This window comes from Streptomyces sp. NBC_01454 (assembly GCF_036227565.1).
In the GTDB taxonomy this organism is placed as follows: Bacteria; Actinomycetota; Actinomycetes; order Streptomycetales; family Streptomycetaceae; genus Streptomyces.
The window spans coordinates 588,481-610,231 of sequence record NZ_CP109460.1; the positions used below are offsets into that span (position 1 = coordinate 588,481).

A 21,751-nucleotide genomic window follows, 5' to 3' on the forward strand; every position below is an offset into this window, starting at 1 on the left:
TGGAGGAAAGCACAGCCGGGACCGGGGCGCCGACCTGCGTAAACCGCCAGTAGACTCTGACCACGTGACTGCTGTGTCTGCGAAGCCTCGCATCCCCAATGTCCTGGCCGGCCGCTACGCCTCCGCGGAGCTGGCTGTGCTGTGGTCCCCCGAGTACAAGGTCAAGCTGGAGCGGAAGCTGTGGCTCGCCGTGCTGCGCGCGCAGCAGGACCTGGGCGTGGAGGTCCCCGAGCAGGCGCCGGCCGACTACGAGCGGGTCCTGGAGAACGTCGACCTGGCCTCCATCGCCGAGCGCGAAAAGGTCACCCGGCACGACGTCAAGGCGCGCATCGAGGAGTTCAACGCCCTCGCCGGCCATGAGCAGGTCCACAAGGGCATGACCTCCCGCGACCTGACCGAGAACGTCGAGCAGCTCCAGGTGCGGCTGTCGCTGGAGCTGATGCGCGACCGTACGGTGGCCGTGCTGGCCCGCCTGGGCTCGCTGGCCGCGCAGCACGCCGAGCTGGTGATGGCCGGCCGCTCGCACAACGTCGCCGCCCAGAGCACGACGCTCGGCAAGCGCTTCGCGACCGCGGCGGACGAACTGCTGGTGGCCTACGCCCGGCTGGAGGACCTGCTCGCGCGCTACCCGCTGCGCGGCATCAAGGGCCCGGTCGGCACCGCCCAGGACATGCTCGACCTGCTGGGCGGGGGCCCGGACGGAGCGGCCAGGCTCGCCGAGCTGGAGCAGCGGATCGCCGGACACCTCGGCTTCGGCCAGGCCTTCACCTCCGTCGGACAGGTCTACCCGCGGTCGCTGGACTACGACGTGGTGACCTCGCTGGTGCAGCTGGCCGCCGCCCCGTCGTCGATCGCCAAGACCATCCGGCTGATGGCCGGGCACGAGCTGGTCACCGAGGGCTTCAAGCCCGGCCAGGTCGGCTCCTCGGCGATGCCGCACAAGATGAACACCCGCTCCTGCGAGCGCGTCAACGGCCTGATGGTGATCCTGCGCGGCTACGCCTCGATGGCCGGTGAGCTCTCCGGTGACCAGTGGAACGAGGGCGATGTGTCCTGCTCCGTGGTGCGCCGGGTCGCGCTGCCGGATTCGTTCTTCGCGCTCGACGGCCTGCTGGAGACCTTCCTGACGGTGCTCGACGAGTTCGGCGCCTTCCCCGCCGTCATCGCCCGTGAGCTGGACCGCTATCTGCCCTTCCTCGCCACGACGAAGGTGCTGATGGCGTCCGTGCGGGCCGGCGTGGGCCGCGAGGAGGCGCACGAGGCGATCAAGGAGAACGCGGTCGCGTCGGCGCTGGCCATGCGCGAGCAGGGCGCGGAGCGCAACCAGCTGCTGGACAAGCTGGCCGCCGATGCGCGGATCCCGCTGGACAAGGCCCAGTTGGACGCGCTGATGGCGGACAAGCTCTCCTTCACCGGCGCCGCGGCCGGCCAGGTGGCGGCCGTCGTCGCCCGGATCGAGGAGATCACCGAGCAGCACCCGCAGGCCGCCGCGTACACGCCGGGCGCCATCCTCTGACGCGACCGCCATGCGTTTCTCTCCCGAAGAGCTGGCAGCCGCTCGCGACCGCCTCGTCCCGGACGTGGCCGCGAGCGGCTTGCGCGTGCTCTTCTGCGGGATCAACCCGGGGCTGATGACGGCGGCCACCGGCCACCACTTCGCGCGGCCCGGAAACCGCTTCTGGCCGGCCCTGCACGCCGCCGGATTCACGCCGCGCCGGCTGCGGCCCGACGAGCAGGAAGAGCTGCTCGCGCACGGCCTGGGCATCACCAATGTCGTGGCCCGGGCGACCGCCAGGGCCGACGAGCTGAGCGCGGAGGAGTACCGCGAGGGCGGCCGGCTGCTCGCCGAGAAGGTGGCCCGGCTGCGGCCCCGCTGGCTCGCGGTCGCCGGTGTCACCGCCTATCGCCTCGCCTTCGACGACAAGCGCGCCGCGATCGGACCGCAGCCGCGCACCCTGGGCGACACCCGCATCTGGGCGCTGCCCAACCCGAGCGGGCTGAACGCCCATTGGACGCCGCAGACGCTGGCGGAGGAGTACGGGCGGCTGCGCGCCGCGGCGTTCGCAACGGAGGACGACGGCTGAGACACCCGGGGGGGGCGGGTGCGAGGCCGGGGATCGGGGCGCGCCGCGTGTCGGGACGGGGTACTCCGAGGGCTGGGTGACCGCATGGCGGTGTCCGGCGGGCCTCGTACCCGGGCGGCCGTGACCGGCGGCACCGGCCGCTCGGCCGCTGTTCCGCCCCGCGTCACCCGATAGGCGTGTACATGCCACGGTGACAGCTCTACGCTGTCGCCGCTCACGCCCCCCACCTCTCCCGTACGGAGGCTCCCGTGCCTGCTCCGTCCCCCTCGGCTTTCCCCTCGGCTTCCCCCTCCTCCCCCATCCGCCGCTCGCGCCGCCACAGGGCCGGCGCGCTCGCCGCGGCGTTCGGCCTCGCCGCCGCCGGCCTCGGTATCTGGGCCGGCGACGGCTTCGGCGCCGAACCGGCCGCGGCCGCCGTGCCCACCCCCGACCATGTGGTCGTGGTGGTCTTCGAGAACCACGCCTACGGCCAGGTCATCGGCAGCTCCAGCGCCCCGTACATCAACTCCCTGGCCTCCGGGGGCGCCAGTCTCACCGCCTCCTACGCCGAGACCCATCCCAGCCAGCCCAACTACTACGCCCTCTTCTCCGGGGACACCCAGGGCGTCACCGATGACAGCTGCGTCGACCCGGGGTTCAGCACCGCCCCCAACCTCGCCTCCGAGGTGACGGCGGCCGGCAAGTCCTGGGCGAGCTACAACGAGTCGCTGCCGTCCGACGGCTCCACCACCTGCAAGAGCGGCACCTACGCGCAGAAGCACAACCCGTGGTTCGGCTTCAGCAATGTCCCCACGAGCTCGGCGCACACCTTCGACGCGTTCCCCTCCGACTTCTCGAAGCTGCCCACGGTGTCGTTCGTGGTGCCGAACCTGTGCAGCGACATGCACGACTGCTCGGTGTCCAGCGGTGACACCTGGCTGAAGAACCACCTCAAGAGCTACGCCGACTGGGCCCGGACCCACAACAGCCTGCTGCTGCTCACCTTCGACGAGGACAACCGGCTCAGCGGCAACCGCATCCCCACCGTGCTGTACGGCCAGCCGGTGAAGCCGGGCGCCACCTCCGCCACCACCTACAACCATTACGACGTGCTGCGCACCCTGGAGGACATGTACGGCACCGCGCATGCGGGCAAGGCCGCCGACGCCAAGGACATCAGCGGCATCTGGGCAAGCTGACGTGTATCTCGCCGACCGCCCGTCCGCCGCCGCCACTCCGGCGGAGGTCCGGCGTCCCGCTCGGGTGCGGCGCACCGTGGCCGCGCTGCCCTCCACGGTGCTCGTCCTGGGCACCGTGAGCCTGATCACCGATGTCTCCTCGGAGATGATCACGGCGGTTCTTCCCCTCTATCTGGTCGCCGAACTCGGGCTGTCCCCTTTGGGGTTCGGTGTGCTGGACGGGGTCTACAACGGGGTGAGCGCGCTGGTGCGGCTGGTGGGCGGGCGGGTGGCGGACCGGGGCGGGGGCGGCGGTCACAAGACGGTGGCCGCGGTGGGGTACGGGCTGTCCGCCCTCTGCAAGCCGTTGCTGCTGATGGTGCACTCGCTGCCGCTGATCGGCGCGGTGCTGGCGGTGGACCGCACCGGCAAAGGGCTGCGGACCGCCCCACGGGACGCGATGATCTCGCTGGCGGCCGAACCGGCCGTGCGCGGGCGGGCCTTCGGGGTGCACCGGGCGATGGACACGGCCGGTGCACTGGGCGGGCCGCTGGTCGCGTTCCTGCTGCTGAGGGCGGCCGCGGACGGCTATGACGCGGTGTTCACGGTCAGCTTCTGCATCGCCGTACTGGGCGTGGTCGTTCTTGTGCTCTTCGTCCCGGGCCGCGCCCGGGACACCGCCCGCCGCACCGGCGAACGGGCCCCGGCCCGGCCGCGGATGCCGGTGCGCGCCCTCCTGGGCCGGCCGGAGGTACGCCGGCTGACGGGGTGTGCGGTGCTGCTGGGGCTGACCACCGTCAGCGATTCGTTCCTCTATCTGGCTCTGCAGCGACGGCTGGATCTGCCGGCCGGGTGGTTCCCGCTGCTCCCGCTGGGCACGGCCGCGGCGTTCCTGCTGCTGGCCGTGCCGTTGGGGGCGGTCGCCGACCGGCTCGGCCGCCGGCGGCTGTTCCTGGCCGGGCATCTGGCGCTGCTGTGCGCCTACGGGTTGCTGACGGCGCCGCTCGCCGGCGGCCCGCTGCTGGTCTGTGCCGTGCTCGTGCTGCACGGGGCCTTCTACGCGGCGACCGACGGGGTGCTGGCGGCCGCGACCGCCGACGCGGTGCCCGAGGAGGTCCGGGGCAGCGGTCTGGCCCTGGTGCAGACCGGCCAGACCGCCGCCCGCTTCGTCTGCTCGCTCGCCTTCGGCGCCGCCTGGACCGCCTGGGGCGAGCACACCGCCATCCTGGCCGCCGCCCTCGGCCTCGCCCTCGCCGCGGCCCTGAGCGCCCGCCTGCTGCACCGCGCCACCCCGGCCCCGGCTCCCGCTCTTCCTCGCCAGGCCGCGTCCGCCGGGGATGCGGTCCGCCCGCCGCGTCATGCCCCGGACCGTGAAGCGTGACGCTGCGCAAAGAGCAAGCCGCCGCTGGGGACGGCAGATGCCGTGCTTCCCTCGTCCATGCCCTCGCACCCCCCGCCTACGCCACCCGCTCCTCCTCCACCGCCACCACCAGTTGGAAGGGCAGTTCCGGACCGCCCTGCCCCACCCCCACGCCTATCCACCGGCCCCGCACCCGCCAGCCGTGCACCCGCGGGACGTATCCGCAGAGCGTGTCGAGCGGCGGGCGGACCGGCAGGCCCTGCGCCTGCCGGTCCAAATGAGCGCTGAGATCGACCACTTCGGGCGGCCCCCACCGTAAGGACAGCGCCTGCACCAGCGCCGTCAGCCCGTCCGCGAACTCCTCCTCGGCCTCCGCCACCTCGGCGAGGTCCGCGTCCCAGAAATCCCGGCCGGTCCGCAGCGCGGCTATGTGGAAGCCCGGCCCGCTCTCGGTCAGGGCGAAACGGACCCGCGCGGCCGGGAATTCCCGCACGCACAACAGGTCGACGGCCCTCAGCTGCTCATCCAGCGTCATGCCCCCAGTAAACCGGCCGGGTCTGACAATTGACCGCCCCGGGCGGGACCGCGCTCGCGGCACTCGCCGCCCACCCCCTGGCCGGTTACCATCCGCCCACACGGCAAGCGAGGGAGACGGACGTTGGGGCGGCTCACCGGCGGGGACCCGTCCCTGCTGCGACGGATCAACTCCACGGTGGTGCTGCATGCGCTGCGCGCCGCGGACTCCCCCACGCTCACCGATCTCGTGCGGGCCACCGGACTGTCCCGGCCCACGGTCGAGGGCGTCGTCGAAGGGCTCATCGCGGCCGGTCTGGTCGCCGAGGCAGCCGCCGGGACGGGTGCGGCGCGCCGCCAGGGACGGCCCGCCCGCCGGTTCCGGTTCCGCACGGAGGCCGGCCATCTGCTGGGCATCGAGATCGGCGCGCACCGCGTCACGGCACTGCTTTCCGATCTGGGCGGCCGGGTGCTGGAGAGCGCACAACGGCCCGTGGCGGCGGCCGCACCGGCCGACGAGCGACTGGAGCGGGTGCGTGCCGTGGTCGCCGATCTGCTGCACCGCACGGGCGTGCCGCGCAGTGCGCTGCGCGCCGTCGGCGTGGCCGGCCCCGGCATCGTGGAGGCGGACGGCACCGTACGGCTGAGCACCGCCCTGCCGGGCTGGACGGGCCTGCGGCTGGGCGAGCGGCTGCGGCGGTCCTTCCGCTGCCCGGTGCTGGTCGAGAACGATGCCAACGCCGCCGCGGTGGCCGAGCACTGGCAGGGCGCGGCCACCGGCTCCCATGACATCGTTTTCGTGCTGGCGGGGCTCAGCCCGGGGGCCGGTTCGCTCATCGGCGGGCGGCTGCACCGTGGCTTCGGCGGCGCCGCGGGAGAGATCGGCGCGCTGCATCTGCTCGGCCGTGAAGCACGGCCGGAGAAGCTGCTGTCGACGACCGGAACGCCGCTGCACCCCCTCGACGAGGCGCAGGTCGCGGCGGTCTTCGCGGCGGCGCGGGAGGGCGCGGCGCAGGCCCGGGACGCGGTGGACCGCTTCCTCCAGCGGCTGGTGCACGATGTCGCGGCCCTGGTGCTGGCGCTCGACCCGGAGCTGGTGGTGATCGGCGGCTGGGCTGCGGGGCTGGCCGGTGTACTGGAGCCGCTGCGCGAGGAGCTGGCGCGCTACTGCCTGCGCCCGCCGCAGGTGGTCCTGTCGCAGCTGGGCGAGGCGGCGGTCGCCACCGGGGCGCTGCGGCTCGCGCTCGACCACGTGGAGGGCGAACTCTTCGCCGTACAGGGCACGGTGACGAGTCGCCAGTGAGGCGCGCGACGTTGTCTGTCCTGCCCGGTCACGGGGCCGGGCCGGCGTCCGCTGCCGCCACCGCCGCGACCGGCCGGGCGGCTCAGCCCGCGAGCAGGGCGACCGGGTCGCTCTCGCCGAAGGTCAGCCGACAGGTGTCCGCACGGTAGGTGGCGACCGCGACGGCCGTCGTGCGCCCCGCGGAGACATAGCGGGTGGTGACGACCAGGACGGGCGCGCCCGGCAGCCGGTCCAGCTGCTTGGCGTCCTCCGCACGGGCCGAACCGAGCTCGACGGTGCGGTCGCGGCCCGTGAGCTCCCGCGTCTGCAACTCGCGCAGGACCGTACGGGCGCGGGCCTGGGCACCCGGCGAGACGGCGGCGGCACAACCGGGAACCACGGATGCCGGGACGTAGAGCAGCTCGGCGGCGACGGGCTGGTCGTGCGTGACCCGGCTGCGGCGTACGAGGAACACCCGGTCGCCGGGGGCCGTCTCCAGCAGACCGGCCACCGCGGCCGGCACCTGGTCCGTTTCGACGGCGTCGACCGGCAGCCAGTCGTCCTCGCCGACGCCGGGCCAGGTGTGGCGGGCGGATTCGACAGTGACGCCGACCCGCGGCGGTGCGACCGTGGTCCCCACCCCGCGGCGGCGCTGCAGTCTGCCTTCCAGCTCCAGCTGTTCGAGGGCCTGCCGCAGCGTGGCGCGTGCGACGCCGAACCGGGCGGCCAGATCCCGCTCGTTGGGCAGGATTTCGCCGACCGTGAACTCCGAGTCCAGCGCCTCGCTCAGCACGGTCTTGAGCTGCCAGTACTTCGGCTCCGGCACCGTTTCGAGTTGCCTGGTCCCCACCGTTGTCCTCCGCACCGGCCGTCACCCCGCGGGGCGTTGCCCCCATGGACCACGGGCCCGTACACATGCCCTGCGTCGGGTCCCGTTCCGCGCGCCCGGTCGGGGAGCGCTTCTTTATGAAAGGTTGTTGCAGTATCCCGACGATATGGCCGCCCCCACCCTTGGTCAAGACCAATCCCGCACCACCCTCCGGATCCTGCCGCCCCGGTTCCGAGGGGTCCGGCGGATTCCGGTACGCCGCCCGCCGCCCCGCGGGATCACCCGTTGCCGGCCCCGGCTGCCCCATACCGCTCAGTAGCCTCAGCTGGCATCGTGTCAGTGCACACCCTGCGACACCGCACGTACCGCACCCCCGAGGAGTTCCCATGGCCGCCCCGGTCTCCTTCGCCCGTGTCACGCCCGCGGACCGGCCGCCGTTCACGGTCGCGTACGAACGCAAGGGCGCGGGCGAACCGATCGTGCTGCTGCACGGCATCGGTCACCACCTCCAGGCCTGGCACCCGGTGTCCGACATCCTGGCCGCGTCCCACGAGGTCATCTCGCTGGACCTGCCGGGCTTCGGCGCCTCCCCCGCGCTGCCCGGAGGCTCCTCCTACGACCTGGACACCGTCCTCCCGCTGCTCACCGCGGCGTTCGCGGAGCTGGGCGCCGACCGCCCGCATGTGGTCGGCAACTCGCTGGGCGGGCTGCTGGCGCTGGAACTGGGCCGGCGGCGGGCCGTCCGGTCGGTCACCGCGCTGTCGCCCGCGGGCTTTTGGACCCCGGCCGAGCGGCGGTACGCCTTCGGTGTGCTGCGCGGCATGCACGCGGGCGCCCAGGTGCTGCCGGAGCCGATGCTGGAGACGCTGGCCCGGTCGCCGCTCGGCCGTGCCTCGCTGACCGGCACCATCTACGCCCATCCGGGCCGCCGTTCGGCCGATGCCGTGGTGGCGGAGACCCGGGCGCTGCGTGACGCGACCGGGTTCGCCCCGACCCTGGCGGCCGGACGGGGGGTGCGGTTCACCGACGATGTGCCGGACGTGCCGGTGACCATCGGATGGGGCAGCCGGGACCGGCTGCTGCTCCCCCGCCAGGGCGTGCGCGCCAAGCACACGATTCCGGGCGCACGGCTGGTACGGCTGCCGGGCTGCGGACATGTGCCGATGAATGACGATCCGGCGCTGGTGGCGCGGGTCGTTCTCGACACCGTGCGGTAGCGGACCTGCGCGGGCGGCAGGAGGCGGCGGGGCCGCGTCGCCACGGAACGGACGAGGGATCGCCGCCGGGCCTCCGGGAACCCTCGCGGGGAAACCCGCCCCGCGCGTTCGCCTTCGACGAGCCGAACCACCAGGCCGGCGTCTACCGGGACGCGCTGCTGCGACGGTGGCGCAACACGCTGGGGCGCACCATGGGGGACTCTTCCCCGGCGGACCGGCCGGCGGTGAGCGATACCTGGTCCTCGGTCTCGGCACGGGCCCGGCCGCCGACCTCGCCCTGCCGCCCGACCGGGACGAGCTGATCGCCTACGGGCCGCCGCTGTCCGACAGCGGCGCCCGCTGGCTCGGCACGGCGGCGCCGGTCCGGGCACCGGACCCGGAGAGGGCACGCGCCACCCTGACCCCGGAGCGGTACGCCGACATCGAGGTGCACCGGTGGCAGTTCGGCGGCCGCCCGGCGCAGCCGAACTCGCGGAGGCTCCTGGGCGTCGCGAACTTCCGTAGGGTGCCTACCCGTTGGACCAGTCGCGCGGCGACAGCACCAGCCGGTAGCCGTCCGGGTCCTCCAGAGTGACGCCCCACTCGTCCCAGTAAGGGTTGTGGGCGGCCACCCGCTTGCCCCCATGGCGCTCCAGACGGGCCACGAGGTCGGCCGGCACCGGTTCCCCCAGATAGACCACCAGCAGATCGTCCGCCGTGGGGGACGGCTCGAGGGTGCCGGACGGGTCGAGGGTCAGCTCCAGGTGCCAGTGGGCATCCGGCCAGCCGAGCATCAGCAGGGCGTGCTCGCCCGCCTCGGCGTCGTGCCGGTACAGCTCCGTGAGGCCCAGGCCCTGCTTCCAGAAGCGGCCGGCCGCGGCCAGATCGCGGGACGGGCGGGCGAGGCGGACGTGGGCGGAACCATTGGCCGGCATACCGGGGTCACCTTTCTCCAAGCCGCCCTGCGGCGGCGCGTAGCAGAAACGTAAGGGCCGCCGCGGCATCCTGGCGATCGGCCGTTGGTCTTGCGACCATGGCCCGGGCCCGACGGGTCGCAGGACCCGGGACCCGTTCGGGCGAACGGGCACCGCACCGCGAACGGGCCGCTGTTCACCGTCCGTTCGGCTGCGGGGCACCGGACAGCGATACGAACGGGGCGGCAGTGAAACCGGTCGAGGCATGGAGGTTCGATATGGCGCAGGAATCCGGCGGCGGCTTCGGGCGGCGGTCACTGCTGCGGGGCGCCGCGGTGGGTTCGGCGGCGCTGGCACTGCCCGCGCTCTCCTCCGCCGCACCGGCGCAGGCCCGCAGCGGGCGGCCGGCCGCCGGCTGGGGCGTGCAGGCCGGCGATGTGACCACGTCCTCGGGGCTCATCTGGGTGCGGTCGGACCGGCCGGCCCGGATGGTGGTGCAGACCGCGGCCACCGAGTCGTTCCGCCACGCCCGGTCCTGGACCGGTCCGCTGCTCGGGCCGGGCACGGACTTCACCGGCGTCACCTCGCTGCACGGCCTGCCCGCGGGGGAGCAGATCCACTACCGGGTGCTGCTCGCCGACCCGGACGACCCGCGGCGCACCGGCGAGCCGGTCGCCGGCACCTTCCGCACGGCGCCCGCGGGCCGTCGCGCGGACCTCCGCTTCCACTGGTCGGGCGACCTCGCCGGGCAGGGCTGGGGCATCAATCCGGACCGCGGCGGCTACCGCATCTACGAGGACATGCGGCGCCGGAACCCGGACTTCTTCCTGTGCAGCGGCGACAACATCTACGCGGACAACCCGATCACCGAGAAGGTGACCCTGCCGGACGGCCGGATCTGGCGGAACGTGACGACCGAGGAGAAGGCGAAGGTCGCCGAGACGCTCGCGGAGTTCCGCGGCGCCTTCCGCTACAACCTGCTCGACGACAATCTGCGCCGCTTCAACGCGCAGGTGCCGACGATCACGCAGTGGGACGACCACGAGGTGCACAACAACTGGTACCCGGGGCAGCTGCTCGACGACGACCGGTACACCGAGAAGGACGCCGATGTGCTCTCGGCCCGGTCGCTGCGCGCCTTCAGCGAGTATTTCCCGATCCGTACGCTGCGCCCCGACCGGCGCGGCCGGGTCTACCGGGTGGTGCGCCACGGCCCGCTGCTCGATGTCTTCGTCCTGGACATGCGCCGTTACCGCGATGCCAATTCGCCGGGCCGGCAGACCGACGACCCCCAGGGCATCCTCGGGGCCGCGCAGCTGCGCTGGCTCAAGCGGGAGCTGTCCCGCTCGCAGGCGGTGTGGAAGGTGATCGCCTCCGACATGCCGCTGGGCCTGGTCGTCCCGGACGGCAAGACCGACTTCGAGGCGGTGGCGCAGGGCGACCCGGGCGCGCCGCTGGGACGCGAGCTGCAGCTCGCCGAGCTGCTGCGGCATATCAAGCACGACCGGATCACCGGCACCGTCTGGCTCACCACGGACGTCCACTACACCTCGGCGCAGCACTACGCGCCGGAGCGGGCCGCGTTCAAGGATTTCGAGCCCTTCTGGGAGTTCGTGTCCGGGCCGCTGAACGCGGGTGGTTTCCAGGCGGTGAAGCTGGACGGAACCTTCGGGCCCGAGCAGTCGTTCGTCAAGGCGCCGGACCGCGCCAACACCTCTCCCGCGGAGACCCCGCAGAACTTCGGGGAGATCGATATCGACGGCGCGAGCGGGGAGCTGACGGTCCGGCTGCGGCAGGAAGGCGGCACGGTACTGTTCAGCAAGGTGCTTCAACCGGGACGGGCAGGACAGTAGAGGCCAATGCGTCGATTGCGTCTTTTACCCGTCGGACACAATGTGTTGGCGATCAGGCAATACCCGTCCGCCAGGCTGGTGTGCATGACTGAAGCATCCTCTGCGCATTCCGCCCGCCGCCCCCACCGGCGGCGGGACCTCATCGCGCTGGCCCTGTTCACCGCCGTGGCGATGGCCGGCGCCGTCGCCCACACCGTCGTGCCCGGCCCGGCGGGCCCCGTGCTGCTGTGCTCCGCCGCGGTGGCGCTGCTGGCCACGGCGGGCTTCCACGCATGGCGGTCACGACGCCACGAAAACGCCCCGCCGCCGACCGATACCGGCGCCACGGCGCCGTCCCCCGCCGGTCAGGCCCCCCGGGCCGCCGGCCAGGAGACGACGCTGTGGCGGATGCGGACCACGGTCCGGGACGAGCCGGGCAGCCTGGCCGCACTGTGCACGGCGCTGGCCGGGCAGCGGGTGGACATCCTCAGCCTGCAGACCCACCCGCTGTCCGACGGCACGGTCGACGAGTTCCTGCTGCGCGCCCCCGCCGCGCTGCAGTCCGCGGAGCTGACCCGGACGGTGGCCGGCGCGGGCGGCACGCACTGCTGGCTGGAGCGGGCCGACACCCACGACCTCGTCGACGCCCCGACCCGGATGCTGGGCATGGCGACCCGTACGGCCCTGGATTCCGCCGAACTCCCCCTGGCGCTGCGCCAGTTGCTGGGGCGCTGCACGATCCACTCGGTGCCCGCGCGCTCGCTGCACGGCCGGCCGCTCGCCGAGCAGGTGCCCACCGAGGGCGTACTGGAGGAGCACCGTATGAAGTTCCGCGACCCCTCCGGGGGTTCGCTCACCATCGAAAGGCCGCAGTTGGCGTTCACCCCCACCGAGTTCGCCCGGGTGCGCGCGCTGGTCGAGCTGGACGCCCGGCTCGGGCAGCGGGTGCCACCGCGGCGTGACGTGCTGACGCTGCCCGAGGGCAACGAGATCACGATCCGCCGCGCCGACACCTCCGACCTGGCCGCGGCCCGCGAGATGCACGAGCGCTGCTCCCCGCGGACCCTCGCGCTGCGCTACCACGGCCCGGTCGGCGACGCGGACCGCTATCTCGGCCACCTGCTCAGCCCGCGGTTCGGCCGCACCCTGGCGGTGGAGACCGCGTCCGGCCGGCTGGTGGCGCTCGGCCATCTGCTGTGGGACGGCGACGAGACCGAGATCGCCCTGCTGGTCGAGGACGCCTGGCAGCAGCGCGGGATCGGCGCCGAACTGCTGCGCCGGCTGGCGGCGATGGCGTCCGAGACCGGCTGCACGAGCGTGTACGCGATCACCCAGGCCTCCAACACCGGCATGGTGGCGGCGATGCGCGGCCTCGGTCTGCCCCTCGACTACCAGATCGAGGAGGGCACGCTGGTGATCACCGCGCGCCCGGCGGGCCTGCCCGCCCGCCGCGCGCCCCTCGAGAGCGTACGGATCCAGGACGCCTCGGGGCGCCGCTGAGCACCCACTCCGCGGTCCCGGCGTCAGCACGGATCAGCCGGCCGGACGCGGCGACGCCCGGCCGGCTACCGCGACCGGCGCCGCCCTCGCGACGAGCCATTGGCCGATTGTTGGTGACGCGGCGGGCCATCCGTACGAGGATGGCGGTATGCCCCACACCACTGCCCCCCAGGGCGGCCCGCTGCCCCGCCAGGTCGCCGACGCCTATGTCGACGCCTTCGTGGACCTGGACCCGATCGCCGGAACCTTCCTCGGGATCCCCGGGAGCTCCGGCCGGCTCCCCGACTTCTCACCGACCGGCCAGGAAGCGCTGGCCCAACTCGCCCGTACGACGCTGGAGCAGCTCGCCGAGGCCGAGAGCCGGCCGGGCGCGGAGCTGCCCGCCGAGCAGGTCTGCGCGCGGCTGCTGCGCGAGCGGCTGACCGCCCAGCTGGCGGTCCACGAAGCCGGCGAGGGCCTGCGCACCGTCAGCAACCTCAGCTCGCCCCTGCACGGCGTCCGTGAGGTCTTCACGGTCACCCCCGCCGAGACCGACGAGGACTGGGCGGCGATCGCCCAGCGGCTGCGGGCCGTTCCGGCCGCGCTGGAGGGCTACCGTGCCGCGCTGGACGCCGGCCGCAAGCGGGACCTGCCCGCCGGCCCGCTCCAGGTCACCACGGTCATCGGCCAGTTGGACGAGTGGATCGGCACGGACCGCAGCTGGTTCGCCGAGTTCACCGACCCGGGCCCCCAGGCGCTGCGCGGCGAGCTGACCGAGGCCGCCGCGCTGGCGACCGGTGCCCTGGTGGAGCTGCGTGACTGGTTCCGCGACAGCTACCTTCCGGCCGTCGCGGACGCGCCGGACGTGGTGGGCCGGGAGCGCTACGCCCGCCTCGCCCGCCACTACAACGGCGCCGACATCGACGCGGACGAGGCGTATGCGTACGGCTGGTCCGAATTCCACCGGCTGCTGGCCGAGATGGAGACCGAGGCCGAGAAGGTGCTGCCCGGCGCGAAGACCCCGTGGGAGGCGCTGGCCTGGTGCGATGAGCACGGCGAGGCGATCGAGGGCGTCGAGGAGACCCGGCAGTGGCTCCAGTCGCTGATGGACGAGGCCATCGAGGCGCTCGACGGCACCCACTTCGAACTGGCCGAGCGGGTACGCCGGGTGGAGTCGCGGATCGCCCCGGCCGGCAGCGCCGCCGCCCCGTACTACACCCCGCCGTCGCTGGACTTCTCCCGTCCCGGCCGGACCTGGCTGCCGCCCATGGGCGAGACCCGCTTCCCGGCGTACGACCTGGTCTCCACCTGGTACCACGAGGGGGTGCCCGGCCATCACCTCCAGCTGGCGCAGTGGGTCCATGTCGCCGACCGGCTCTCGCGCTACCAGACGACCGTGGGCATCGTCAGCGCCAATGCCGAGGGCTGGGCGCTGTACGCCGAGCGGCTCATGGACGAGCTGGGCTTCCTGACCAGTGCCGAACGGCGCCTGGGCTATCTGGACGCACAGATGATGCGGGCCATCCGGGTCATCATCGACATCGGCATGCATCTGGAGCTGGAGATCCCGGCGGACTCCCCCTTCCACCCCGGCGAGCGCTGGACCCCGCAGTTGGCGCACGAGTTCCTGGCGAGCCACTGCAGCCGGCCGGCCGACTTCGTCGAGAGCGAGATCATCCGCTACCAGGGCATGGCCGGCCAGGCGATCGGCTACAAGCTCGGCGAGCGGGTGTGGCTGCGGGGCCGGGAGGCGGCCCGCGCCCGGCACGGCGCGGACTTCGACCTCAAAGCCTGGCACATGGCCGCGCTGTCCCAGGGCTCGCTCGGCCTGGACGATCTGCTGGGCGAGCTGTCGGCGCTCTGACTCCGGCCCCGGACACGGCGGCCGGCCGGCACGCCCGGTGCGGTCCCCGGCCACCGCCCGTCCGTAGGGTCCGCTGACATGACAGTGGACCCTACGGGCGGCCCGCCGCTCCTTCTGTTCCCCGGCGACCCCCTCCGCCCGCGGCGCCCCGATCCGCACTTCGCGGCCGAGGCCGCCACGGCGCGGTCGGCCGGTGCCGCGTGCGCGGTCCTCGATCACGAGGCGCTGCTCGCCGGGGACGCCGAGGGGGCGCTGGCCCGGGTGCCGCGGGGCGCCGGGCCGGTCTGGTACCGCGGCCGGCCGCTGCCCGCCGCGCGCCATGCCGCGCTCGCCGCGGCGCTCACCGCACGCGGCGGCCGGCCGCTGACCTCCCCCGCCGCCTACCGCACCGCCCATGAACTCCCGGGCTGGTATGCCGCGTTCCGCGCCCTGACGCAGCCCAGCGGCTGGCTGGCGTGTGCCCCCGGCCGGGTCCCGGAGCCGGCCGCGCTGGCCCGGCTCGCCGCCCCGCTGGGTGTCCCGGGCCGGCCGTGCCCGCTGCTCGTCAAGGACTGGGGCTCGTCCGGCAGGCACGAAGAGGAGGAGTCCTTCCGCCTCCCCGACGCGGCCGACACCGACCGGCTGGTCTCGGTCGTCGGCCGCTTCCTCGCCGTGCGGGGGGTGCGCCTGACCGGGGGTGTGGTGCTGCGTGCCGTCGAACCCTTCGATCCGGTGGGTAGGGCACGGGTGTGGTGGGTGGACGGTGAGCCGGTGCTGACCGGCCCGCATCCCGGCACTCCGGAGTTGCGCCCCGTCCCCGATCTGACCTCGGTGGCGCCCGCGGTACGGGCGTGCGGCCCGCGCTTCGTCACCACGGATCTGGCGCGGCGCACGGACGGGGTCTGGCGGGTGGTGGAGGTCGGCGACGGCCAGGTCAGCGCCCTGCCCCCGGGGGTGGACCACCGGCCGCTGTTCGAGGCGCTGGTCACCGCGGGCGCCGGCCATCCGCTGATGCTCGCGGCCGGCCGGGTGGCGCTGCGCGCCCTGCTGCCGGCCACCGCCGCCCGGGTCGCGGACGGCGAGGCCGCCGGGTTCGACTGGATCGACGGCACACCGGCCGAGACCACGTCGGGTGCCGCCGGCATGGCGGTGCGGGCCGCCGCGGCGGGCCCCTGCCGTCCCGGCTGGGGCGTCTTCGTGCTGACCGACGCGGTCGCCGGGACGGCGCTCGGCAGCATCGGCTTCCACGGCCCGCCGGACGACGAGGGCTTCGTGGAGATCGGCTATGACCTCTCCCCGTCCGCGCGCGGCGCCGGGTGGGCGACCGAGGCGGTGCGGCTGCTGGCCGGGTGGGCGGCGGCCCGCCCCGAGGTGCGGACGGTGTGCGCGCTGACCGAGCCGGAGAACGTCCCCTCGCGGCGGGTGCTGGAACGGGCCGGCTTCCGCTTCGTCGGGGAACGCGAGGGGCTGCGTGCCTACGAGGCCCGCGCGGCTCCGGACGCGGCCGGCGCCGTGGACGGGGAGCGGCTCAACGCCGGAAGCCGCCCTCGGAGTTGATGACCTGCCCGGTGATCCAGCCCGCCTCGTCACTCGCCAGCCAGGCGATCAGCCGGGCCGGGTCGTCAGGTGTGCCCCACTGCCCGCCGGGGAAGCCCCGGGCGACCCGCTCGCGCAGCGCGCCGTCCGCGTAACCGGTGTCCACGGGCCCCGGGTTGACGGTGTTCACGGTCACCCCGACGGCAGCGAAGGTGGTGGCGAGGCTACGGGTCGCCGAGGCCAATGCGCCTTTGGCGAGGCCGTAGGCGAGCTCTTCCGGCATGCCGTCCCCCAGGTCCTGGCCCGAGGTCATCAGCACGATCCGCCCGCCCGGCAGCCCCGCGGTGCGCCGGCGGGCATAGGCCTGGACGAGAAGGATCACCGAGCGGGTGTTGACCGCCCAGTGGGCATCGAGCATGGCCGCGTCGAGGGCGTCGAGGGTGCCGTCACTGCCGCTGAGCGCGTGGTTGGCGACGAGGATGTCCAGCCGGCCGCCGAGCGCCTCGGCCGCGCGGTCGACGAGCCGGGCGGGGGCGTCGGGGCGGGCCAGATCGGCCGGCCCGTGGGCCACCACCGCGCCGGGCACCGCCACCTCGCGCACGCCGCCCGCGACGGCCTCCGGGCCGCCCGGGTCCGCTCCCCAGGGCTGCGCCGCGTCGTGCGGCACATGGTGGTGGAGGTAGACGCCGGCGCCGTAGGCGGCCAGCCGCCGGGCGACGGCGTAGCCGATCCCGCCGCGCCGGCCGGCTCCGGTGACCAGCGCGGTCCGGCCGAGGAGCGGCAGGGGGTCACGGTGGGGTGCGGCGGTGGACGGGTCGTTGTCGTAGGGCATGGCTCCAGCCTGGGGGCGGCCCCGCGCCGCCGTCACTCCCTTTTTGTGCGACGGCCGCCCGGACGGCGAGGAGGCAGAGTCCGGGCTCCCCGTCCGCTCAGCCGCGTACCCGGTGCCGGACCGTCGAGCCCGACCGGGCCTTGACGACCTCCAGCTGGGCCGGGATGCGCGCCCTGAGATCGGCGACATGGCTGACGATGCCGACGCTGCGGTCGCGTTCGCGCAGCGAGTCCAGCACATCCAGCACCTCGTCCAGGGTCTGTTCGTCCAGGCTGCCGAACCCCTCGTCGATGAAGAGGGTGTCCAGCCGGACGCCGCCCGCCTCGTCCGTGACGACGTCCGCGAGGCCCAGCGCCAGCGCGAGCGAGGCGAAGAAGGTCTCGCCGCCGGAGAGGCTGGAGGTGTCCCGTTCGTGGCCGGTCCAGGAGTCGATGACGTGCAGGCCCAGGCCGGAGCGCCGGGCGCCGCCGGCCCGCTCGTCGGAGTGGACGAGGGTGTAGCGGCCGGCGGACATCCGCTGGAGCCGGGCGCTGGCGGCGGCCGCGACCTGTTCGAGCCGGGCGGCGAGCACATACGACTCCAGGCGCATCCGGCGGGCGTTCTCGGCGGAGGTGCCGGAGGCGAGCGCGGCGAGACGGGCGATGCGGTCGTGGTCGGCGCGCAGCGGTGCCAGTGCGCGGGCGTCGTCCTCGGCGCGGGCGGAGAGCCGGTCGAGCGCGGCGCAGCGCTCCTGGGCCGCGGCGAGGGTGGCCGAGGCGGTACGCAGCCGGGCCGCCGCGGCCTGGTGCGCGTCCTGTGCGGCGGCCGGTTCCGCGGGCGGCAGCGCCGCGGCGGCGCGGGCCTGCGGGTCGGCCAACTCCGCCGCCACCGCGGCGGATTCGGCCTGCCAGTCGTCGAGCCGCTGCTGCAGCGTCCGCCATTCGCCCTCCCGCAGCAGCGCCTGCGCGGCGGCCTCGGCGGTGTCGAATCCGGCGCGGGAGGCGGCCTCGGCCAGTCCGGCCCCGGCCTCGTCGAGCCGCCGGGCGCAGGACTCCGCCGTACGGGACGCCTCCGCCGCGGCGGCCAGCAGCGTCACCTGCCGCTCCAGCCGGGCGGCCCGGTCGGCGACGCTCGGACTGTCGCCCCGCGCCTGGGCCAACTCCGCTTCCAGGGCGGCCCGTTCGCGGTCCAGCGCCTCGCGGTGGGAGGTGCGGGCGGCGGCCCGGCGTTCGGCCTGCTGCTGCTCGGTGCGCCGCCGCTCGGCCTCGCGCTCGGCGTGCTCGAGTGCCTCGCGGGCGGCGTGGAGGCCGGCGCCGCGCGCATGGGCCCGGGCGTGCTCGGCCTCCCAGTCCGCGATCTGTGCCAGGAGTTCGGCGGTGGCGGCGTCCCCGGCCGCGGCGGTCGCGGCGGCCAGTGCCTCCTTGGCCGCCTGGCACTCGGTCTCCGTCCGCCCACGGGCGTGCTCGGCCTGCCGGTGGGCCTCCTGCGCGGCCTCCTCGGCCGCCCGGTCGACATGGCCGGCGCCGGCCCGCGCCGGGTCGGGGTGCGCGGTCGCACCGCACACCGCGCAGGCCTCACCGTCGCGCAGCTTGTCCGCGAGTTCGGCGGCGATCCCGCGCAGCCGCTGTTCCTTGAGCGTCAGCCACCGCTCGTGGGCCGCCGTGGCGCACTCCCGGGCGGCGAGCAACTCGCCCTCGGCCGCGCGCACCTCGTCCCTGAGACGGTCGCGGCGACGGGCCGCCTCGGCCCGTTCGCGGGCCGGTGCGATCCGGGTGCCGAGCTGTTCGGCCCGGGTGGCGGCTTCCCGCGCCTCCTCGATGCGCTGCTCGTGGGCCGCCCGGGCTTCGTCCCATGCGCCGAGCCACTCGGCGGCGTCCAGCAGCGTCTGCTCGTCGGCGCGCGCCTCGCGGTCCAGTGCGGCCCGCTCCCCCGCGATGTCCGCGGCCCGCCGCTCGGCCCGCCGGGCGGCGGCGAGCGACCCCAGGTCCTGCCGCAACGCCCGCTCCTGTGCCGCGAGTTGTTCGCCCGTGGCGCCGGCGAGTGGGTCGGGCAGCGGTCCCCGGCACTGCCGCTCGGTGTGCCGGGCGGTGTCGAGTTCACGCCGGGCGGCGTCGCGCAGGGCGAGCGCCGGGGCGACCTCCGCCGCCGCGCGGGCCCGCTCCAGCCTGCCGCGGGTGCGCTCCCGCTCCTCGGCACGGTCTTCGAGCCGGGCGGCCCGCCGCCGGGCGTCGGCGTACCGCTGCTGGAGCCGGTCCCGTTCGCGGGCCGCCGTCCACTGCTCGGCCGCGGTCCGCTCCGTGTCCTCGGCGGCCGCCACCGCGCTGTGGGCAACGGCCAGCCGCTCCCGTGCGCTCACCCGCGCGACGGCCGCCCGCACCAGCACCGTCTCCGCGAATCCCGGTTCGCCCGGGCCCGGTACGGCCGGGTCCTCCCCGGCGGAGGCACGGGACGCTCCCCGCCCGCCGGGCTCCACCGCTCCGCCCTGCCCCGGCACCGTCGCCGCCGGCGTCAGGACCGCCGCGGTCGCCCGGCCGCGCCCGCCGGCCGCCGCGCGGCCACGGGCCGGTGCGCGGGCTGCCGGCTGCGCCTCGCGGTCCGGCGCCGGGACCGACGGGTCGGCGAGGTCGGCGCTCTCACCGGCCGCCTGTGCCATCCGGTGTGCCAGCGCCAGCAGCCGTTCGTCGCCCGCCAGCACCGTCTCGCCGGCGGTCTTGCGGCGCGCGTTCAACTGCTCTTCGAGCGCGGCGAACCGCCGGGTGTCGAAGAGCCGCCCCAGCAGCCGCGAGCGGGCCTCCGCGTCGGCCCGCAGAAAGCGCGCGAAATCACCCTGCGGCAGCAGCACCACCTGGCAGAACTGCTCCTTGCTCATCCCGAGCAGCTGGCCGATCTCCTCACCGATCTCCTGGTGGGAGCGGCTCAGTGCCTTCCAGTGGCCGTCCGGGCCGGCCCCCTGGGGGGCGGGAGCGGCACCGGGCCCGGCCGGCACGAACTCCCGCAGTCTGCTCTGCGCCTTCTCCTTCGTCGTGCCGCTGCCCCGCCTCTTGGGGCGGGGCTGCTCGGGCAGCCGGGTGACCTCCAACCGCCGTCCGGCGACGGTCAGTTCGAGGACGACCTCGGTGGGCGTCAGCGGGTCCGCCAGATCGCTGCGCAGCGCCTGGCCGCTCTGCCGCGCCCCGGGCACCGACCCGTAGAGCGCGAAGCACACCGCGTCCAGGACCGAGGTCTTGCCCGCGCCGGTGGGGCCGTGCAGCAGGAAGAGGCCCTCGCGCGTGAGCCGGTCGAAATCGACGGTCTGGCAGGCGCCGAACGGCCCGAAGGCGGTGAGCGAGAGCCGGTGCAGCCTCATCGCGCCCCCTCCGCCGCCATCTCGGCGAGGCGTACCTCGTCGATCGCCGACCGCAGTGCGGCTCGCTCCTGCCCGTCGGCGCCGCGTCCGGCCCGTACGTGTGCCACGAAGTCCTCGGCAATCTCCTGGTCGCTGCGGCCGCGCAGCCGCTGTGCGTACGAGGCCGACCCGTCGGCGGGGACCTCGTCGGGATCGAAGACGAGGCTGACGAGGTGCGGGAAGCGCTGGGTGAGCCGGGCCATGGGCTCGTGCGGGCGGGCGGTGTCGGTCAGCGTGGCCTCGACCCAGGAGTCCTCGTGCGGGGCGTGCGCCGGGTCGTCCAGCAGCTGTTCCAGCGTCCCCCGGAGGCGGGCCAGCGGCCGCGGCACCGGGCAGTCCACCCGCTCGGCGTGCACGGCGCCGTCCCGGTCGAGGTCGATGAGCCAGGAGGACTTGCGATGTCCGGCCTCGGAGAAGGAGTAGGCGAGCGGCGATCCGGAGTAGCGGACCCGCTCGGTGAGGGTCTGACAGCCGTGCAGATGCCCGAGGGCGGCGTAGTCCACCCCGTCGAACACGGCCGCCGGGACGGACGCGACCCCGCCGACGGTGATGTCCCGCTCGCTGTCGCTGACCGTGCCGCCGGTGACGAAGGCATGCGCCAGCACCACCGAACGCGTCCCCGCGGGCCGGCCGGCGAGGTCGGCCCGCACCCGGCCCATCGCCGCGCGCAGCACCTCCGCATGGTCGGCCCGCCGGGCACCGAGGGTGTCCCGCACCATGGCGGGTTCGAGGTACGGCAGCCCGTACAGCGCCACCGGGCCGTGGGCGTCGTCGAGCAGCACGGGCGTGCCGCAGCCGGCCGGGTCGGTCCGCAGATGGATGCCGGCCCGCGCCATCAGTCCGGAGCCCACGCCCAGCCGGCGGGCGGAGTCGTGATTGCCGGAGATCATCACGGTCGGGACCCCGAGCGCGGCGAGCCGGTGCAGCGCCTCGTCGAACAGCTCGACGGCGGCGAGCGGCGGCACCGCTCGGTCGTAGATGTCACCGGCGACCAGCACCGCGTCGACCTCGCGGGCGCGCACCGTCTCGACGAGATGATCGAGGAAGGTCCGCTGCGCGGAGAGCAGATTCACCCGGTGAAAGGACCGCCCCAAATGCCAGTCAGAGGTGTGCAGCACTCTCACAAAAAAGCTCCGACCTGCATGTTTCTCCCCCTCCGAGGCGACGGGTCAGCACCCGGCCCGTGCAAGTCCTTCCGTGCGCCGGCCGCCGGTGGCCGCCGGCGGGCCCCGGTCCGTCAGCGCCCCATTCTCGCACCCGCACCCGGGGCCGGGTGACCGCGGACGTCCGGGCGCCGGGGCTCAGATCAGACCTCGCCGGACCACGGCGTCCCGAGCCCGCCGGCCGCACGCCGGGCCGCAGAACACATGTCCCAACAGCCGCTATACGCAAGTAATTTGCACTAAACCACATTTACTCCCTGAAAGAGTGAAATGATCGCAAACTCTCTCAGGGTCCGGCCGTGCGCGCCGAAAGGAAGTACAGGAAGCGGCAGCTAGCCGCTTTGGATCGATCGGGAGATTGTTATGT

16 protein-coding genes and 1 pseudogene are annotated in these 21,751 nt (G+C 74.5%); 11 read left to right on the forward strand and 6 right to left on the reverse strand.

The annotated features are described in order from the left end of the window. Positions 1–73: 73 nt before the first annotated feature. The 4 genes from purB to OIU81_RS02185 all read left to right on the forward strand — a co-directional run bounded on the left by purB (position 74) and on the right by OIU81_RS02185 (position 4,622). Positions 74–1,516, forward strand: a complete 1,443-nt coding sequence (gene purB, locus OIU81_RS02170) for an adenylosuccinate lyase (RefSeq protein ID WP_329154850.1) — start codon at positions 74–76, stop codon at positions 1,514–1,516. Between the two features lie 10 nt (positions 1,517–1,526). Beyond that, positions 1,527–2,084: a G/U mismatch-specific DNA glycosylase gene (mug, locus tag OIU81_RS02175; protein ID WP_329143204.1), complete on the forward strand. Its 558-nt coding sequence runs from the start codon at positions 1,527–1,529 to the stop codon at positions 2,082–2,084. 299 nt (positions 2,085–2,383) lie between these two features. Next, positions 2,384–3,262 (forward strand): alkaline phosphatase family protein, encoded by an 879-nt coding sequence (locus OIU81_RS02180; protein ID WP_329154852.1) that lies wholly within the window; start codon positions 2,384–2,386, stop codon positions 3,260–3,262. Between the two features lies 1 nt (position 3,263). Then, a complete protein-coding gene (locus OIU81_RS02185; protein WP_329143206.1) occupies positions 3,264–4,622 on the forward strand; it encodes an MFS transporter in 1,359 nt (452 codons plus the stop codon). Positions 4,623–4,698: 76 nt separating this feature from the next. On the opposite strand, the gene OIU81_RS02190 is transcribed toward OIU81_RS02185, so the two are convergent. Further along, a complete protein-coding gene (locus OIU81_RS02190) occupies positions 4,699–5,136 on the reverse strand; it encodes a hypothetical protein (protein WP_329143208.1) in 438 nt (145 codons plus the stop codon). A 123-nt stretch (positions 5,137–5,259) separates the two neighbouring features. On the opposite strand from OIU81_RS02190, the gene OIU81_RS02195 reads away from it, so the two are divergent. After that, entirely contained in the window at positions 5,260–6,417 is a 1,158-nt protein-coding gene (locus OIU81_RS02195; protein WP_329143210.1) for an ROK family protein, read from the forward strand. A gap of 82 nt (positions 6,418–6,499) precedes the next feature. Here the strand turns inward: OIU81_RS02195 and OIU81_RS02200 are convergent, their stop codons facing one another. Continuing rightward, positions 6,500–7,246, reverse strand: a complete 747-nt coding sequence (locus OIU81_RS02200; RefSeq protein ID WP_329143212.1) for a GntR family transcriptional regulator — start codon at positions 7,244–7,246, stop codon at positions 6,500–6,502. 365 nt (positions 7,247–7,611) lie between these two features. Between OIU81_RS02200 and OIU81_RS02205 the strand changes: the two genes are divergently transcribed. Both OIU81_RS02205 and OIU81_RS02210 read left to right on the forward strand, forming a co-directional pair. Continuing rightward, complete coding sequence (locus OIU81_RS02205; protein WP_329143214.1) at positions 7,612–8,442, forward strand: alpha/beta fold hydrolase; 831 nt, start codon at positions 7,612–7,614, stop codon at positions 8,440–8,442. Between the two features lie 101 nt (positions 8,443–8,543). After that, positions 8,544–8,899 (forward strand): annotated as a pseudogene (locus OIU81_RS02210) (YciI family protein); the annotation flags it as partial. A 52-nt stretch (positions 8,900–8,951) separates the two neighbouring features. Here OIU81_RS02210 and OIU81_RS02215 read toward each other — a convergent pair. Further along, positions 8,952–9,356: a VOC family protein gene (locus OIU81_RS02215; protein ID WP_329143216.1), complete on the reverse strand. Its 405-nt coding sequence runs from the start codon at positions 9,354–9,356 to the stop codon at positions 8,952–8,954. A 257-nt stretch (positions 9,357–9,613) separates the two neighbouring features. Here OIU81_RS02215 and OIU81_RS02220 point away from each other — a divergent pair, with 257 nt between their 5' ends. From OIU81_RS02220 to OIU81_RS02235, 4 genes are all read left to right on the forward strand, one after another. Further along, entirely contained in the window at positions 9,614–11,188 is a 1,575-nt protein-coding gene (locus tag OIU81_RS02220; RefSeq protein ID WP_329143219.1) for an alkaline phosphatase D family protein, read from the forward strand. A gap of 84 nt (positions 11,189–11,272) precedes the next feature. Continuing rightward, positions 11,273–12,667 (forward strand): GNAT family N-acetyltransferase, encoded by a 1,395-nt coding sequence (locus OIU81_RS02225; RefSeq protein ID WP_329143221.1) that lies wholly within the window; start codon positions 11,273–11,275, stop codon positions 12,665–12,667. A 148-nt stretch (positions 12,668–12,815) separates the two neighbouring features. After that, a complete protein-coding gene (locus tag OIU81_RS02230; protein ID WP_329143223.1) occupies positions 12,816–14,510 on the forward strand; it encodes a DUF885 domain-containing protein in 1,695 nt (564 codons plus the stop codon). 78 nt (positions 14,511–14,588) lie between these two features. Continuing rightward, complete coding sequence (locus tag OIU81_RS02235) at positions 14,589–16,046, forward strand: GNAT family N-acetyltransferase (protein ID WP_329143225.1); 1,458 nt, start codon at positions 14,589–14,591, stop codon at positions 16,044–16,046. On the opposite strand, the gene OIU81_RS02240 is transcribed toward OIU81_RS02235, so the two are convergent. From OIU81_RS02240 to OIU81_RS02250, 3 genes are all read right to left on the reverse strand, one after another. Beyond that, positions 16,018–16,857 carry an SDR family oxidoreductase gene (locus OIU81_RS02240; protein WP_329143227.1) on the reverse strand — a complete coding sequence of 280 codons (840 nt, stop codon included), beginning with the start codon at positions 16,855–16,857 and terminating at the stop codon, positions 16,018–16,020. The two genes, OIU81_RS02235 and OIU81_RS02240, sit on opposite strands and share 29 nt — an antisense overlap. Before the next feature lie 97 nt (positions 16,858–16,954). Next, the gene (locus OIU81_RS02245; protein ID WP_329143229.1) at positions 16,955–20,182 is read right to left on the reverse strand and encodes an SMC family ATPase; all 3,228 of its coding nucleotides are present in this window, start codon (positions 20,180–20,182) and stop codon (positions 16,955–16,957) included. Next, entirely contained in the window at positions 20,179–21,345 is a 1,167-nt protein-coding gene (locus OIU81_RS02250; protein WP_329143231.1) for an exonuclease SbcCD subunit D, read from the reverse strand. The genes OIU81_RS02245 and OIU81_RS02250 overlap by 4 nt, the downstream gene beginning before the upstream one ends. Between the last annotated feature and the right edge of the window lie 406 nt (positions 21,346–21,751).

Bases quoted from the DNA above. Each gene is read 5' to 3' on its own strand.
- mug (WP_329143204.1), top strand. From the start codon at position 1,527: ATGCGTTTCTCTCCCGAAGAGCTGGCAGCCGCTCGCGACCGCCTCGTC.
- OIU81_RS02190 (WP_329143208.1), bottom strand. From the start codon at position 5,136: ATGACGCTGGATGAGCAGCTGAGGGCCGTCGACCTGTTGTGCGTGCGG.
- OIU81_RS02205 (WP_329143214.1), top strand. From the start codon at position 7,612: ATGGCCGCCCCGGTCTCCTTCGCCCGTGTCACGCCCGCGGACCGGCCG.
- OIU81_RS02215 (WP_329143216.1), bottom strand. From the start codon at position 9,356: ATGCCGGCCAATGGTTCCGCCCACGTCCGCCTCGCCCGCCCGTCCCGC.
- OIU81_RS02220 (WP_329143219.1), top strand. From the start codon at position 9,614: ATGGCGCAGGAATCCGGCGGCGGCTTCGGGCGGCGGTCACTGCTGCGG.
- OIU81_RS02225 (WP_329143221.1), top strand. From the start codon at position 11,273: ATGACTGAAGCATCCTCTGCGCATTCCGCCCGCCGCCCCCACCGGCGG.
- OIU81_RS02230 (WP_329143223.1), top strand. From the start codon at position 12,816: ATGCCCCACACCACTGCCCCCCAGGGCGGCCCGCTGCCCCGCCAGGTC.
- OIU81_RS02235 (WP_329143225.1), top strand. From the start codon at position 14,589: ATGACAGTGGACCCTACGGGCGGCCCGCCGCTCCTTCTGTTCCCCGGC.
- OIU81_RS02240 (WP_329143227.1), bottom strand. From the start codon at position 16,857: ATGCCCTACGACAACGACCCGTCCACCGCCGCACCCCACCGTGACCCC.
- OIU81_RS02245 (WP_329143229.1), bottom strand. From the start codon at position 20,182: ATGAGGCTGCACCGGCTCTCGCTCACCGCCTTCGGGCCGTTCGGCGCC.